This is a genomic window from Agromyces subbeticus DSM 16689 (assembly GCF_000421565.1).
In the GTDB taxonomy this organism is placed as follows: Bacteria; Actinomycetota; Actinomycetes; order Actinomycetales; family Microbacteriaceae; genus Agromyces; species Agromyces subbeticus.
On record NZ_ATXG01000011.1, the window covers coordinates 18,880 to 33,098 of the forward strand.

General features: G+C 71.3%; 14 protein-coding genes and 3 tRNA genes. 7 read left to right on the forward strand and 10 right to left on the reverse strand.

All coding sequences use genetic code 11. From position 1 onward, the window contains the following. Positions 1-18: 18 nt before the first annotated feature. The 3 genes from H521_RS0114260 to tilS all read right to left on the reverse strand — a co-directional run bounded on the left by H521_RS0114260 (position 19) and on the right by tilS (position 3,484). Positions 19-1,710 (reverse strand): MFS transporter, encoded by a 1,692-nt coding sequence (locus H521_RS0114260; protein WP_084512393.1) that lies wholly within the window; start codon positions 1,708-1,710, stop codon positions 19-21. A 72-nt stretch (positions 1,711-1,782) separates the two neighbouring features. Beyond that, a complete protein-coding gene (gene hpt, locus H521_RS0114265) occupies positions 1,783-2,334 on the reverse strand; it encodes a hypoxanthine phosphoribosyltransferase (RefSeq protein ID WP_022893707.1) in 552 nt (183 codons plus the stop codon). 64 nt (positions 2,335-2,398) lie between these two features. After that, positions 2,399-3,484 carry a tRNA lysidine(34) synthetase TilS gene (gene tilS / locus H521_RS0114270; RefSeq protein WP_022893708.1) on the reverse strand — a complete coding sequence of 362 codons (1,086 nt, stop codon included), beginning with the start codon at positions 3,482-3,484 and terminating at the stop codon, positions 2,399-2,401. Positions 3,485-3,563: 79 nt separating this feature from the next. Between tilS and ppa the strand changes: the two genes are divergently transcribed. After that, positions 3,564-4,049, forward strand: a complete 486-nt coding sequence (gene ppa / locus H521_RS0114275; RefSeq protein ID WP_022893709.1) for an inorganic diphosphatase — start codon at positions 3,564-3,566, stop codon at positions 4,047-4,049. A gap of 103 nt (positions 4,050-4,152) precedes the next feature. Here ppa and H521_RS0114280 read toward each other — a convergent pair whose 3' ends face one another. Next, positions 4,153-5,394, reverse strand: a complete 1,242-nt coding sequence (locus H521_RS0114280) for a C40 family peptidase (RefSeq protein ID WP_026482307.1) — start codon at positions 5,392-5,394, stop codon at positions 4,153-4,155. 25 nt (positions 5,395-5,419) lie between these two features. After that, positions 5,420-6,775: a M23 family metallopeptidase gene (locus H521_RS23510; RefSeq protein ID WP_022893711.1), complete on the reverse strand. Its 1,356-nt coding sequence runs from the start codon at positions 6,773-6,775 to the stop codon at positions 5,420-5,422. Positions 6,776-6,997: 222 nt separating this feature from the next. On the opposite strand from H521_RS23510, the gene H521_RS0114290 reads away from it, so the two are divergent. From H521_RS0114290 to H521_RS0114310, 5 genes are all read left to right on the forward strand, one after another. After that, positions 6,998-7,070: transfer RNA gene (locus H521_RS0114290), tRNA-Glu, on the forward strand. Positions 7,071-7,131: 61 nt separating this feature from the next. Further along, positions 7,132-7,205 (forward strand) — tRNA-Asp (locus H521_RS0114295). A gap of 89 nt (positions 7,206-7,294) precedes the next feature. Beyond that, positions 7,295-7,370 (forward strand) — tRNA-Phe (locus H521_RS0114300). An 86-nt stretch (positions 7,371-7,456) separates the two neighbouring features. Then, the gene (locus tag H521_RS0114305) at positions 7,457-8,347 is read left to right on the forward strand and encodes an alpha/beta fold hydrolase (protein WP_026482308.1); all 891 of its coding nucleotides are present in this window, start codon (positions 7,457-7,459) and stop codon (positions 8,345-8,347) included. A gap of 93 nt (positions 8,348-8,440) precedes the next feature. Next, the gene (locus H521_RS0114310) at positions 8,441-8,665 is read left to right on the forward strand and encodes a hypothetical protein (RefSeq protein WP_022893713.1); all 225 of its coding nucleotides are present in this window, start codon (positions 8,441-8,443) and stop codon (positions 8,663-8,665) included. Between the two features lie 13 nt (positions 8,666-8,678). On the opposite strand, the gene H521_RS0114315 is transcribed toward H521_RS0114310, so the two are convergent. The 3 genes from H521_RS0114315 to H521_RS0114325 all read right to left on the reverse strand — a co-directional run bounded on the left by H521_RS0114315 (position 8,679) and on the right by H521_RS0114325 (position 11,661). Next, the gene (locus H521_RS0114315) at positions 8,679-9,695 is read right to left on the reverse strand and encodes a PHP domain-containing protein (protein WP_022893714.1); all 1,017 of its coding nucleotides are present in this window, start codon (positions 9,693-9,695) and stop codon (positions 8,679-8,681) included. 71 nt (positions 9,696-9,766) lie between these two features. Next, on the reverse strand, positions 9,767-10,546 hold the full coding sequence (locus H521_RS25115) for a DUF2510 domain-containing protein (protein WP_022893715.1): 780 nt from the start codon (positions 10,544-10,546) through the stop codon (positions 9,767-9,769). A 71-nt stretch (positions 10,547-10,617) separates the two neighbouring features. After that, positions 10,618-11,661 (reverse strand): zinc-dependent alcohol dehydrogenase family protein, encoded by a 1,044-nt coding sequence (locus tag H521_RS0114325; protein ID WP_022893716.1) that lies wholly within the window; start codon positions 11,659-11,661, stop codon positions 10,618-10,620. Positions 11,662-11,833: 172 nt separating this feature from the next. Between H521_RS0114325 and H521_RS0114330 the strand changes: the two genes are divergently transcribed. Beyond that, positions 11,834-12,793 (forward strand): EamA family transporter, encoded by a 960-nt coding sequence (locus tag H521_RS0114330; RefSeq protein WP_022893717.1) that lies wholly within the window; start codon positions 11,834-11,836, stop codon positions 12,791-12,793. 117 nt (positions 12,794-12,910) lie between these two features. Here H521_RS0114330 and H521_RS0114335 read toward each other — a convergent pair whose 3' ends face one another. Both H521_RS0114335 and ypfJ read right to left on the reverse strand, forming a co-directional pair. Then, positions 12,911-13,183: a hypothetical protein gene (locus H521_RS0114335; RefSeq protein ID WP_022893718.1), complete on the reverse strand. Its 273-nt coding sequence runs from the start codon at positions 13,181-13,183 to the stop codon at positions 12,911-12,913. A 145-nt stretch (positions 13,184-13,328) separates the two neighbouring features. Next, positions 13,329-14,213, reverse strand: coding sequence for a KPN_02809 family neutral zinc metallopeptidase (ypfJ, locus tag H521_RS0114340; RefSeq protein ID WP_022893719.1), 885 nt, complete (start codon positions 14,211-14,213; stop codon positions 13,329-13,331). Between the last annotated feature and the right edge of the window lie 6 nt (positions 14,214-14,219).

Below are 14,219 nucleotides of genomic sequence, written 5' to 3' on the forward strand. Positions count from 1 at the left end.
CGTTCTCGACACCCCCCATCAGGAGGGCGGCGGCGCGTCGTCGAACGGCTCCTTCGGCGAGTAGCGGTCGAGCTGGCCGTCGACGACGACCGCCGCTGCGCTGGTGCTCGCGGTGTAGCCGAGCACCACGGGAAGGAACCGCTCTGAGCCGAGCGCCCGGAGCGCGAGGGCGCTCCTCGCCACCACCGTGGCCGTTCGGCGCGTGCTGCGCAGCAGCGCGATCTCACCGAAGCCCTCACCCGGGCCGAGTGTCGCGACGACGCGACCATCGCCGACCACGTCGGCCTCGCCCATCTCGATGACGTAGAACCGGTCGCCGGGGTCGCCTTGCCTGAACACGGCGGCACCGGCGGCGACCTCGACGGACTCCATGCCGCGGGCGAGCTGCTCGATCGACGGCAGTGGCAGGGCGCGGAACATGCGTACTCGCTGGAGCAGGCCGATCTGCTCGTCGAGCACGTCGACCGAGCTGTCCATGCCGCGCAGCCGCCGCAGCGACAGAAGCGCCAGCACCGGGCACACGAGACCGATCGCGATCAGCGCCGTCTCGACGCCGAACCATTCGACGAGCACCGACGCGACGACGGCGCCGATGCCGATGAACACGGCGACGAGACTCTCGAGCACCCCGAAGACGCGGGCGAGCACCTCGTCGGGCGCCATACGGGCGATGAGGGTGAACCCGGCGACGTCGATGAGGGCGTTGCCGACGCCGACGAACGCGAGCAGCCCGAGCGCCGGGATCTCGGCGGGCGCGAGGCCGATGAGCGTGAACGGCAGGCCCCAGAGCCCGACCCCGACGGCGAACCACACCCCCAGCCGGCCGGTGCCGACGAGCAGCGACGCCGCGAGCGAACCGAGCACGGCCCCCACCCCGACGGCGGTCATCAGTGCGCCGACGCCCGGTTCCCCGGTGCCGAGCAGTTCGATCGCCACCACGACCGAGAGCACGGTGAGCGCGCCCCGCGTGAGTGCCTGCGCCGCCGCGAGCGCGAGGACGAGCGTCAGGTCGTGGTTCTGCACGACGGCCCTGATGCCGTCGGCGGCCTCGCGCGGGAGGTTCGGATGCTTCGGCGCCGATGGTCGCGGCGGTGCGTCGTAGCGCAGCCGCAACAGCAGCGCCGCGGCCCAGAACGACGCCGCCGCGGCCACCGCGAACACGACGTCGACACCGGTGTACTGCAGGAGCACCGCGGCCAGCAGGGGGCCGACGAGGGTCGCCGCGGAGTCGAGGAGGCCGCGCACGACGTTGGCGCTCGCGAGCTCGTGCCCCGTGCGGCAGAGCGACGGAAGCAGCGCGGAGTGCGCCGGACGGTAGAGGGTCGCGGCGATCGTCGAGAGCACGGCGAGGGCGTAGATGACCACGACGGGCCCCGACAACGCCGCGACCAGGGCGGCCGCGGCCGTCGCGAGACCGCGCACCACCGAGACGAGCACGAGCACCCGCTCGCGGCGTCCTCGGTCGGCGATGGGCGATAGCAGTGGAGCGAGGATCGCCGAGGGCAGCATCCGGAGCAGACCGACGAGTCCGAGCGCCACCGCACCGCCGTCGCGATAGGCGACGATGCCGAGCGCCACGGTGAACGCCCACTCGGCCGTCCAGGCGCCGAGGAAGCTGAGCTGGGCGCGGCGCAGGTTGGGATTGCGCCAGTTGCTCGTGAACGCGGCAGCAGCGTCGCGCACCCTGCCGTGGCGCCGAGCTTCGCCCATGCGATGACTCTAGGGCGTGCCGTCGCTCACCGTAGGGGAAAGTTCAGCAGGGAGCAGCGGAGCCCGAGCGGTTCAGGAGTAGACGTGCGGCGCGAGGATCGCGACGTCGCGGAGGTTGCGGTACTGCTCGGCGTAGTCGAGGCCGTAGCCGACGACGAACTGGTTCGGGATGTCGAAGCCGAGGTACTTGACGGTGACGTCGACCTTCGCGGCATCGGGCTTGCGCAGCAGCGCGCAGATCTCGACCGACTCCGCGCCGCGGGACTCGAGGTTGCCGAGCAGCCAACTGAGGGTCAGGCCCGAGTCGATGATGTCTTCGACGATGAGCACGTGCTTGCCGGTGAGGTCGGTGTCGAGGTCTTTCACGATGCGCACAACGCCCGACGACTGCGTGCCGGCGCCGTAGGATGACACGGCCATCCAGTCCATCTTGATATGCCCGGCGAGCTCGCGGGCGAGGTCGGCCATGACCATGACCGCGCCCTTCAGCACGCCGACGAGCAGCACGTCGCGGCCCTCGTAGTCGGCCTCGATGCGCCGGGCGAGCTCGGCCAGCTTCGCGTGGATCTCGGCTTCGGTGACGAGCACCTCGGTGAGGTCGGCCTCGATCTCGCGCGCGTACATACGGCTCCTTCATGTGACATCGATTGGATGCGTCGAGCCTACGCGTTCACTCGCGTCGCGAGGGTCAGTGATCGCGCGGCAGCACCTCGGTCGAGCCGGTCGCGCTCAGCACGACATGGGCGCCCGCGCGCGTCGCCCGCACGCCGTCGGGCAGCTCGATGGGGCCCTGACCGTGCCAGTCGGTGACGAGCCGGGTCACCTCGAGCGTCTGGGTGCGCGAGAGCGAGACGCCGAACTCGCTCTGCACCACGTGGCGCACGATGCGCTGGCGCAGCGCGGCCGGGTTCGCAGCGAGCGCCCCGGCCGAGATCGCGATGCCGGCCTCGGCCGGGTCGCAGATCTCCTCGATGACCTCTTCGATCTGCTCGGCGAAGGCCTCGTCGTCTTCGCGCAGTTGCTCGGCGGTGCGCACGAGGGCCTCGGCGATGCCCGGTCCGAGCTCGGCCTCGAGCACGGGCAGCACTCGCTCGCGCACCCGCACCCGTGCGTAGGCGGCGTCGGCGTTGTGGGGGTCGTCCCAGGCGACGAGGCCGGCATCGAGGCATGCCTGCCTCGTCGTCGCGCGACGGATGCCGAGGAACGGCCGGGCGTAGCGACCGGCACGAGCCGGCATGCCCGAGAGGCTCGTCGCGCCCGAGCCGCGGGCGAGGCCGAGCAGCACCGTCTCGGCCTGGTCGTCGAGGGTGTGGCCGAGCAGCACATGCACGGCACCGGTCTCGACAGCTGCGGCATCGAGCGCCGCATAGCGCGCCGAGCGAGCGGATGCCTCGGGCCCGCCCTCGCCCGTCACCTCGACGCGGCGCACGAGCACGGGGTCGAGCCCGAGGTCGCGCGCCTGCGCAGCGGCGGCCGCCGCGACATCTGCCGAGCCGGCCTGCAGGCCGTGATCGACGACGATCGCACCGGCCCTGAGCCCCGCTCGCGGCGCCTCGAACGCGGTGGCCGCGGCGAGCGCGAGCGAGTCCGCCCCGCCCGAGAGCGCCACGAGCACGAGCGGCCCGCCGCTCCCCCGCTGCGATTCGGGCACGCCCGGGAGCACCCCGCGCACGGCGCGGCGCACATCGGCGATCGGCGGCGTCAGGCGCGGGCGTCGCGGGGCCGCAGCGCCTTCGGGAGGCTCAGGGAACGGCGCCGGCTGGTCGGAAGGCATCAAGGTAACCTTATTCCGCCGATCGTGCCGCGCCCGAGGCGGGCCGCCGGCAGAAGCTTCCAGACAAGGAGAACCCAGCATGGGCGAGTACGCCGCCATCATCGAGATCCCCAAGGGGAGCCGCAACAAGTACGAGGTCGACCACGAGACCGGTCGCGTCTTCCTCGACCGCGTGCTCTACACGACGTTCGTGTACCCGACCGACTACGGCTTCTTCGAGAACACCCTCGGCGACGACGGCGACCCGCTCGACGTGCTCGTGCTGCTCGACTACCCGCTCTTCCCGGGCGTCGGCGTCAAGGTGCGCCCGGTGGGCGTGTTCCACATGACCGACGACGGCGGTGGCGACGCGAAGGTCATCGCGGTGCCCGCGGGCGACCCGCGCTGGAACCACATCCAAGACCTCGGCGACATCCCCGAGTTCACCCGCAAGGAGATCGAGCACTTCTTCGAGCACTACAAGGACCTCGAGCCCGGCAAGTGGGTCAAGACCGAGGGCTGGGCCGACGCAGCAGAGGCCGAGGCGCTCATCGCCAAGGCGATCGAGAAGTTCCCCGGTCACTGACCAGGGCATGAACCGAGCGGATGTCGCGGGCTCGCGACATCCGGAACCTGAGAAGGGGCGGGCCTCACGGCCCGCCCCTTCTCGCGTCTGTCGTCGTCGGCGCTCAGCCCGCGGGGCGCGCCGCGGCCGAGGGGCTGCCCCAGATCGGCCACTCGCGCACTGGCTTGCCGTAGTCGGGAGCCTCGAGGATGCGGCCGCCGCCGAGGTAGATCGCGACGTGATAGTAGCTGCCACCCGAACCCCAGAACAGCAGGTCGCCGCGCTGCACGTTGCCGAGCGAGACCGCCTTGCCGCGGCCCGCGAGCGTGTAGTACTGGTTGGTCGCCGAGTGTGTGCCGATGCCGATGCCCGCTGCGGCGTACGCCGCCCGGGTCAGGCCAGAGCAGTCCCAGACGTCGGGGCCGGCACCGCCGAGGCCGTACCGCTCGCCGAGTTGCTGGCTCGCGAACCAGATGGCGGTCTCGACGGCGCTCGCGTTCGGCGGAGCCGGGTCGGGATTGGGCGCGGGAGCTCCGCCACCGCCGCCTCCACCACCGCCGGGCGCAGGGCCCGGGCCAGGTGCCGGTGACGAGGGACGAGTCGCCTCCTGGAGCGCGGCAGCCGCCGCGGCACGTGCCTGCCCCTCGACGCGCTCGCGTTCGAGCTCGGCCGTCGTGTCCTTCAGCGTCGCGAGTTGCGCGTAGAGCTCGGCCGAACGCTGCTCCTGCACGGCGACGGCCGACATCGCGGCCTCTGCGGCCGCGTTCGCCTCGGTCGCCTTCGCCTCGGCGAGCGCGGCGAGCCGCGTTCGTTCGGCGGCGGCCGTCGCGGCCTGGGCGCGCAGTGCATCGGCGGTGTTCCGATCGGCGATCGCCTGCTCGTACACGGCCTGCGCCTGCTCGCCGAGCTTGGACGCCATGCCGAGCTGCTTCAGCAGCCCGTCGGCGTTCTCGCCCGAGAACACGAGTTCCGAGGTCAGGTCGTTGCCGGCCGTCTTCGCGAGGTGCGCGGCGAGCAGGCCCGCGCGCATCTTCGAGATCTCGGCGACGGCGTCGGCTTCATCGGCCTGCTGCCCGATCGTGCGTTCGCGTTCGGCCGCGCGGTCGCGCTCGTCGACGGCGATGCGGTACGACTCGGCCGCCATCTGCGACGCCTGCACCGCGACATCCGCTGCCTGCTGCAGACCCGCGAGCAGATCGCCCACGCGTGCGATCTCGGCCTGCTTCGTGGCCTCGTTGGTCTTCGCCTGCTCGATCTCGCTCCACGACGGGTAGTCGGGCTCGGCCATCGCCGGCCCGCCCGCTGCCACGACGGATGCGGTGACGGCGCCGACCGCGACCGTCGAGAAGACGGTGGCGGGCTTCACCCGCGACACCGGCCTGGTCCTGTTCTCAGCCAAAGGAGATCCCCCGATCTGCCATGAAGGGTATCGGGTCGATGCGGTTGCCGCCGCTGTAGACCTCGAAGTGCAGGTGGCAGCCGTCGGAGGCACCGGTCGTGCCGCTCGAGGCGATGTTCTGGCCGGCGTCGACCCACGCTCCGACGCCGACGAATCGGCCGTTGTCGCGGATGTGGGCGTAGCCGGTCGAGACACCGCCGCCGTGGTCGATCTTGATGAAGTTGCCGTAGGTGCCCGAGTAGCCCGAGAAGGTCACGACGCCGCTGTTCGCCGCGTAGATCGGCGAGGAGCATCCGGTGCCGAGGTCGACCGCGTAGTGGAAGCTGCCCGAGCAGCCGCCGCCGGAGCAGATCGGGGAACGCGGGCCGAAGTCGCCCGTGATGCGGCCACCGGCGGGCTTCGCCCAGCCCGAGGATGCCACGCCGCCCGGCGAGCCGCTGCGAGCTGCTTCTTCGCGGCGCTTCCGCTCCTCCTCCTGGCGGATGCGCTCACCCTCCTGGTACGCGGCGGTGGTCTTCGCCTCGGCGTCTTTCAGGAAGGCCAGCTGCGCGTCGAGCTCGATCTTCTTCGCCTGCGATTCGGCGAGCGCGGCCTCGGCAGCAGCCTGTGCCTCCTGCGCGGCCACGAGCGCGGCCTCGGCGGCGATGCGCAGCTTCTCGCGCTCGGCCTGCGCGACCTCGGCCTGATCTGCCAGCGCGAGGGCGGTGTTCTTCTTCTCCTGCGCCCGGTCGTAGATGCTCGAGGTGCGCTCGACCATCTTCTCCATGTTGCCGAGCTTGGAGAGCAGCGCGTCGGTCGCCTGCGCGTCACCGGCATCGAGGAAGAGGTTCACGCCGACGTCGTTGCCGCCCGAGCGGTAGAGCTGCGCGGCGACCTGGCCGGCATTGGTCTCGGCGACCTGCGCCTCGGTGGCGGATGCGTCGGCCTGGGCCTGGATCTGATCGGCCCTGATCACCGCCTCGTCGTACTTCTGCTGCGCGACGAAGAGTTCGTCGGTGCGCTTCTCGGCCTCGGCCCGCGTGAAGGCGACATTGTCTTCGAGCTGTGCGATGAGCGCCGTGACCTGCTCGACCGCGGCAGCGCCGGCGGCGGTGTTCGCCTTCGCGGCCTGCAGTTCGTCCCACGTCGGGTAGGTGGCGGCGATCGCCGGCTGCGGAACCGTGACGATCGGCCCGACGAGGGCCGCGGCGATGATGGCGACGACGGCGATGAGTCGGCGGGGCGTCTGCGATCTGCGCGCACTCCGTTCGCGGCGTTCGCGCGGTGCGCGCTGGACGCCTCGCCCGCCCCGCGGAACCGGGCTCGTTCGGGCTCGGGCGGTGGGCGTGCGATCTGTGGTGCGGTACATCTTTCCCCGTCCACGCGGGCTCGGGTCCCCGCGCTCCTCGCTCTCGGTTCGGGCACTGGCAGCCCCCACGATATGCATGGATCCGGCGCTTTCCGGGCATTTGCGGCGCATGTCCGCGGATGCTCCGTGGCGGGCCCCGCGGCATCCGCGGCACTCGTTTTGCCATCTCGCCCGACTGCACGTATGCTTGGCTGTCGGCGGGCGTGCCCAGCACAGCCCTCCGGCCCCATCGTTTAGTGGCCTAGGACACCGCCCTTTCACGGCGGCAGCACGGGTTCGAATCCCGTTGGGGTCACTGCACGACATACAATTGCAAGACATATAACTGAATACCTCGGTGCCGCAAGGTGCCACGAGGCCCTGTAGCGCAGTTGGTTAGCGTGCCGCCCTGTCACGGCGGAGGTCGCGGGTTCAAGTCCCGTCAGGGTCGCTCAGGCGACAAGCCCTTTCCCTTACGAGAGAAGGGGCTTTCTCCTTATTCGAGGCAGCAGTTCGATGCAGATCGAGCGGATGCCCCGAGGCTCTGTAGCTCAGTTGGTAGAGCGCACGACTGAAAATCGTGAGGTCACGGGATCGACGCCCGTCGGAGCCACCACCTGAAAGCCCCCGGTCTCCCCGGGGGCTTTTCTCGTCTGTTCGGCTTCGTTGACGCGTGATCCCGCGGCGAGGATGATCGTCGACATGGCCACGACCGCGGCTCGACGCCGACACCCCAGGCGGGCAGCGTCGCGTCTGGCCGAGCGATGGACGACCGTCGACGGCATCGATGTCTTCTATCGCGAGTCGCCGGCACCGCCGGATGCCCCGGCGATGATGCACCTGCACGGCTTCGGCCTCTCGGGCCGCTACCTCCTGCCGACGGCCGAGCGGTTGATGAACGAGTTCCACACGCTCGTGCCCGACCTGCCGGGGTTCGGACACAGCGGCAAGGCACCCGACGCCCTCGACGTGCCCGGCCTGGCGCGGGCTGCCGTGGGGTTCCTCGACGACCGCGGCATCGAATCGGCCACGCTGGTCGGCAACTCGATGGGGTGCCCGGTGATTCTCGAGTACGCCTTCCGCCACCCCGAACGTCTCGACCGTGCCGTGCTCGTCTCGCCGGCGGGCGGCCTGCACAACCAGCCCCTGCGCCGGGCCGTGGGCCAGCTGACTCGAGACGGCACTCGCGAACCGCCGCGCATGATGCGGGTTGCGACTCCCGACTACCTGCGGTTCGGGGTGCCGAGCACCTTCAAGATGTTCCGCGCCCTCACCCGCTACCCGACGCTCGAGCGGCTGCTCGAACTGCGGATCCCGACGCTCGTGGTCATCGGAGACCGGGATCCACTGATGCCGGGGCCGGCCCGCGTCAAGGAGGTCGCCGGCCGCACCGACAACCACGTGCTGCTCGTCATGATCGAGGGCGCCGCGCACGCCATCAACTTCAGCCACCCGGGTGAACTCGCGCACCTCATCCGCCTGTTCATGGCCGACCAGCCGATCGTCGACGACCCCGATGCACCCGGGCACTCGCGGTCGTTCGAGATCCACCGCGGAGCGCTGCATCCGCCCACGAAGGAACAATCGAACTGACGGCGCGTCCCACCGCGCCCGCGCCCCACGGCACGACCTGGGCCGGCCGTCAAGGGGTTGGCAGATGCCGCCCGCCCTGCGAGCGTCGAGGGCATGGACGTGCAGAACGAACCGATCGAAGACGGCCACGACGACGCGAGCCTGCGGCAGAAGCTCGCGGGCATCGTGGTGCAGATGCGCAGCGACCTCGGAACCGGCGCCGTCGACGACCTGCGCGTGATGGCGCGTCAGCGACTCGAAGACGCCGGGCTCCCGGCATCCGACGACGACATCGACGCCGTCGTCGCGGCAGTGCAGGCGCGCCCCGCGAACGAGTGACGGCCCTCGCGGGTCAGCGGTCGCGAGTCCACTCCAGAAGTCGTTCGACCGGCCAGGTCGTGACGATGCGCTCAGCGGGCACCTCATTGGCCGCGGCGCGGGCGGCACCGAGTTCGAGGAAGGTCAGATGGCCCGGCGCGTGCGCGTCGCTGTCGATCGAGAAGAGGCAACCGGCGTCGAGCGCGAGCCGGATGAGCTCGTCGGGCGGGTCCTGACGCTCGGGCCGTGAGTTGATCTCGACCGCGACGCCGTGTTCGGCGCACGCCTCGAACACGGCCTCCGCATCGAAGGTCGATTGCGGGCGGGTGCCGCGCGAGCCCTCGACGAGACGACCGGTGCAGTGGCCGAGCACGTTCGTGTGCGGTTGGGCGATGGCTCGCAACATCCGCTTCGTCATCTCGGGCGCCTCGGTGCGCAGCTTCGAGTGCACGCTCGCGACGACGACATCGAGACGGTCGAGCAGCTCTGGCGTCTGGTCGAGCGAGCCGTCGAGCAGGATGTCGACCTCGATGCCGTGCAGCAGACGGATGCCGCCGGCCGCCGCCTGCACGTCGTCGATCACCTGCTGCTGGGCGATCAGCCGTTCGGCGCTGAGGCCGTTGGCCACGCGGAGGCTCGGCGAGTGGTCGGTGACGGCGAGGTACTCGAGTCCGAGCGCCGTGGCAGATTGCGCCATCGCCTCGAGGGTCGTGGTGCCGTCGGACCAGTCGGTGTGGCTGTGCAGGTCACCCCGCAATTGCCCGCGCAGGCCGGTCGGCGCGCCCGTCGGCGAGAGCCCGGTGCGCGTGCGCAGCTCGACGAGGTAGTCGGGCACCGCACCATCCGTCGCCTGCGCGATGACCGTGAACGTCGTGTCGCCGATGCCCTTCGTGCGCTGCAGGCGACCGTCGCGCACCCGCGCCGCGACGTCGTCGGCCGCGAGCGGGCGGATGACGTCGGCGGCGCGGCGGAACGCCTTCGACTTGAAGGCAGAGGCCCGATCACGTTCGAGGAGGAACGCGATCTCCTCGAGCGCGGCGACGGGGTCCATTGCCCCATTCTGACGCCTCGAGCGATCGGCGACCACTGTCGCGGGCGCCACGCCGGGTCAGGCTGCGTGGATCAGTAGGAGTACGGGTACGTCCCGATGGCGGTGGAGATGCTGTTCGCGATCGCCACGAACGTCCACACGATCACGGCGATCGTGACGACCACCGTCAGCGCGATCGCCGCCCACATCGGCGCGTAACCCCGGCCCGCCTGCCGGCGCACCACGACGGAGCGGCCGATCACGTAGACGATCGACGAGAGGAACGCCCATGCCCAGTGGAACCGGCGTTCGTAGCCGAGACGCTTGAGCGCTGCGGTGTCGAGGTACGCGATCCAGACCGACACCCCGTAGACGAGCCAGCTGAGCAGCGTCAGTGCGAGGTAGGCGGGATCGGTGTACGGGCCGAGCGCGGACTCGATGGGCGACATGGCACCGGTCATCGACATCGAACGGGCCATGTAGCCCTCGAAGTCCCAGAAGAACAGGGGAAGGGCCGCGAACACGGGCAGGGCGACGAGCAGCCAGATCCACACGGTGTCGACGGGCGTGCCGGCGGGAACCTTCGGGGCGACCTGGCCGCCGTACGGGGCGATCGCGCCGCCGTAGGCCGGGGCGGCGACGTAGGCGGGAGCGGCGGCGTACGCGGGAGCGACTGGCGAGACCGGTGCAACGGCATACGCGGGAGCGATCGGCGCGACGGACTCGACGGGCGCAACGTGGTGCACGGGTGCCACCGGCGCGGCCGGCGCGACGTGCTCGGTCCACCGTCCGCCGTCCCACCAGCGTTGCGCCGCGGCGTCGCCGCTCGGGTCGGGGTACCAGCCGGCGGGTGCAACGCGGCCATCGCTCATCGATTCCTCCTGAGGGTTCACGTCATGCTACGGGCAGCGGATGGCGCGTTGCGAAACCCGAGCGGGTGACGCTACAGCTCGACGACCGTCATGCCCGAGCCGGCGCCACCGGCCGTGCCCATCGCCGCGAGCGCCGCCGGCACCTCGTCGAGCGTGATGCGCCGCCCGACGAGTTCGATCGGCCGGAAGTCGCCCGAGGCGACGGCGCTCAGCATGAACGGGTACTCGTGCGCGGCCATGCCGTGGCTGCCGAGGATCTCGAGCTCGCCGGCGATCACGGCGTCCATGGGCATCGCGGCGAGCGCGGAGTCGCCGACCATGAGACCGATCTGCACGTGGCGGCCGCGCTTCTTCAGGCTGCGGACGGAGGCGAACGACGTCTCGGTCGAGCCGTACGCGTCGACCGAGACGTCGACGCCGCCGCCCGACGCCTCGAGGATGCGATCGGCCGCGCCCTCGCCGCCCTGCACCGGCACCGCACCGAGCCCTTCGGCCGCGGCGAGCGCGGCATCCGAGACGTCGACGCCGTAGACCTTCACGCCCGCCGCCACGGCGATCATGATCGCCGAGAGGCCGACCCCGCCGCATCCGTGCACCGCGATCTGCTCGCCGGGAGCGAGCCGGCTGCGCGAGACGATGGCTCGGTAGGCGGTCGCGAACCGGCAGCCGAGCGAGGCCGCCTCGACGAACCCGAGCGAGTCGGGAAGCCGGATGAGGTTGAGCTCGGCCTCGTCGATCGCGACGTACTCGGCGAAGGAGCCCCAGTGCGTGAAGCCCGGCTGCGACTGGTGGTCGCACACCTGCTCATTGCCCGTGCGGCACTCGTCGCAGCGCCCGCACGCGCAGATGAAGGGCGCGGTGACCCGGTCGCCGACGGCCCAGCCGGAATCGCCAGCGACCTCGGAGCCGAGCGCGGCGATCTCGCCGGCGAACTCGTGCCCCGGCACGTGCGGCAGGGAGACGGTGTCGTCGTGCCCCATCCAGGCGTGCCAGTCGCTGCGGCAGACGCCGGTGGCGCGAACCCGGATGATGGCACCGCGGGGCGGGCACTCGGGTTCGGCCACATCCGTGAGCTCGGGTGCCTCACCGAAGGCGTTGAAGAGCACGGCGCGCACAGGGGTCCTTCCGGTCGGTCACCCTTCGAGGGCAAGCGGATGCCGCGGGGCGGGGCGGCATCGTCGCCGTGCCGGGCGCACGACATCCGCGAGCCTACCGGCCAGCACGGGTCGTTCCGCGCTCGACCGCCGGTGTCTCGAGCGACTCGTCGGGATTGTGTAACAATATGGCATGCGATACGTGACCGCCGTGCTGCTGGCAGCCGTGTGCTTCGGCACCACGGGCACTGCGCAGGCGCTCGGGCCAGACGCGAGCGCCGCGTCGGTGGGCGCTGCTCGCATCCTGATCGGCGGCGGTGCCCTCGGGCTCATCGCGCTGGTCGTGCACGTCGCCGGTCGCGGGCGTGGTGCGGCAGGGACACCCGCCGCGCCGGCGACCGGCGTCGCTTCGCGGCATCCGCTGCCCACGTGGCTGCTCGTCGCCATCGGCGCGGCGGGCGTGCTCGCGTATCAGCCGGCCTTCTTCGCCGGCACGTCGGCGAACGGCGTCGCGGTCGGCACCGTCGTCGCCCTCGGCTCGGCTCCCGTCATCACCGGCGGGCTCGACTGGGTGCTGCGGCGGCGCTACCCCGGTCATCGCTGGGCCCTCGCGACCGCGATCGCGACGGTCGGCGTCGGCATCCTCGCCGCGGCGACGGGCGGGATGAGCGGTGGCGGGAGCGCTGCTGACCCGGTCGGACTCGCCGCATCACTCGCAGCCGGCGCCTCCTACGCCGTCTACACGCTCGCTGCGAAGGCGCTGCTCGACCGCGGGTGGAGCAACGCAGCGGCCATGGGCGGGCTGTTCGGCACGGCAGCGGTCTTCAGCATTCCACTGCTCGCGGCGACGGATGCCTCGTGGCTCACGACCGGCCCCGGCCTCGCGATGGCCGTCTGGCTCGGCCTCGTCACGACGACCGTCGCGTACCTCCTCTTCGGATTCGGACTCGGCGGCCTCGCCCCGGCGACCGTGTCGACGCTCACGCTCGCCGAGCCGCTGACTGCAGGAGTGCTGGGTGTCGCGCTGCTCGGCGAGAGCCTCACGGCGGGCGCGCTGCTCGGGCTGCTCGTGCTCGCCGCTGGAATCGTCGTGCTCGCGACGGCCGGCCGAGGGCGCCGACCTTCCGATTCAACCGTGGGAGGCCTTCAGTGATGAGGACCTCACCGACCTCGACGAGGGGCGGCGCGCCGAGTTCCGGGCGCGGGCGGTTCCCGAGCCCGCGGCCGTGGCCGTGGCGAACGAGCCGATGCGGCTGGGCGACGAGCGGCGCTACGACGTGCCGGTCACGGTCATCGCGTGCGAGTTCCCGAGCCGGCTGCTCGGCGAGTGGATCGAGGCCGGCTCACCGTTCACGCGTGAACTCGCGTCGTCCTGCTGCGCCCGGGCGCCGAGGCGGGTTCCCTCGGTGTGCGGATTGTGCGCGGGTTCGGCGTACCAATGGTCGACGCCCCGGTTGCAGGTGCAGGAGAGCCCCACGGTCTCGTCGATGGTCACCGCGTGGAAGAACTCGCGGTGGGGAATGGGTGTGTCACGTCGTCGCATGCTCGAGCTCCCCGTTCTGCGCACGCCGCGGTGCGCTTCACTTGAGAGACGAGGAATTCACGAGATCATGACGCGGGTCGTGCGAAGAATTCCGTGACGGCTTCGACGAAGCGGCAGCGAGAGCGGGTGGCGAGCCTGCGCCCGTTCACAGGTCGGCGGGAGCCACCGCGAACGTGTCGCAGGCACCGGCGCCCTGCTCGACACCGGTCTTGAACCAGGCCATGCGCTGCTCGCTCGAGCCGTGCGTGAACGAGTGCGGCGTGACCTGCCCCTGGGTGGCCTGCTGGATCCGGTCGTCGCCGACCGCAGAGGCCGCGCTCAGCGCGTCTCGGTACTGCGCCTCGGTGATCGGCTGCAGGAACGGCACGCCGCTGTCGTCGGCCACTTGCGATGCGTTCGCCGCCCAGGCGCCGGCGTAGCAATCGGCCTGCAGCTCGACCCGGACGGCGTTCGACGTCGGCCCGGTCTGCCCGTCTTGCGAGCGCGCGAGCGTGCCGTCGAGGTTCTGCACGTGGTGGCCCCACTCGTGCGCGATGACGTACATCTCGGCGAGCGGCCCGCCGCTCGCGCCGAAGCGGCTGCGCAGTTCGTCGTAGAAGGTCACGTCGATGTAGATCGTCTGATCGGGCGGGCAGTAGAACGGGCCGGTGGCGGCCGATGCACTGCCGCAGCCCGTCGTCGTGGCCTGATCGAAGAGGATGAAGTCCTGCGGCGGGTTGTACGCGATGCCGAGCTCCGGCGCCTCGGTCTCCCAGTAGGCCTCGAGCGAGGCCGAGGCGCCCTTCATGCGGCACTCCACGTTCTCGTTGGCGTCGGCACCGGTGAGGCACTGCTCGAGTGCCGAGTCGCTCGCCGCCGGCTGCCCGCCGCCGCCACCACCGAGCAGCGGCGACAGGTCGACGCCGAGCAGCTGGGAGATCAGGAAGATCGCGATCACGCCCACGCCGCCGCCGGCGACGGCGATGCCGGTGTTGCGCCCGCGTCTGGAGGCCTTGCCACCGCTGATGTCGGCGTCGGGATTGAACGTCATGATCCG

Coding starts and splice junctions, on each gene's coding strand:
- H521_RS0114260 (WP_084512393.1), bottom strand. CDS start 1,710: ATGGGCGAAGCTCGGCGCCACGGCAGGGTGCGCGACGCTGCTGCCGCG.
- hpt (WP_022893707.1), bottom strand. CDS start 2,334: ATGTACGCGCGCGAGATCGAGGCCGACCTCACCGAGGTGCTCGTCACC.
- tilS (WP_022893708.1), bottom strand. CDS start 3,484: ATGCCTTCCGACCAGCCGGCGCCGTTCCCTGAGCCTCCCGAAGGCGCT.
- ppa (WP_022893709.1), top strand. CDS start 3,564: ATGGGCGAGTACGCCGCCATCATCGAGATCCCCAAGGGGAGCCGCAAC.
- H521_RS23510 (WP_022893711.1), bottom strand. CDS start 6,775: ATGTACCGCACCACAGATCGCACGCCCACCGCCCGAGCCCGAACGAGC.
- H521_RS0114305 (WP_026482308.1), top strand. CDS start 7,457: ATGGCCACGACCGCGGCTCGACGCCGACACCCCAGGCGGGCAGCGTCG.
- H521_RS0114310 (WP_022893713.1), top strand. CDS start 8,441: ATGGACGTGCAGAACGAACCGATCGAAGACGGCCACGACGACGCGAGC.
- H521_RS0114315 (WP_022893714.1), bottom strand. CDS start 9,695: ATGGACCCCGTCGCCGCGCTCGAGGAGATCGCGTTCCTCCTCGAACGT.
- H521_RS25115 (WP_022893715.1), bottom strand. CDS start 10,546: ATGAGCGATGGCCGCGTTGCACCCGCCGGCTGGTACCCCGACCCGAGC.
- H521_RS0114330 (WP_022893717.1), top strand. CDS start 11,834: ATGCGATACGTGACCGCCGTGCTGCTGGCAGCCGTGTGCTTCGGCACC.
- H521_RS0114335 (WP_022893718.1), bottom strand. CDS start 13,183: ATGCGACGACGTGACACACCCATTCCCCACCGCGAGTTCTTCCACGCG.
- ypfJ (WP_022893719.1), bottom strand. CDS start 14,213: ATGACGTTCAATCCCGACGCCGACATCAGCGGTGGCAAGGCCTCCAGA.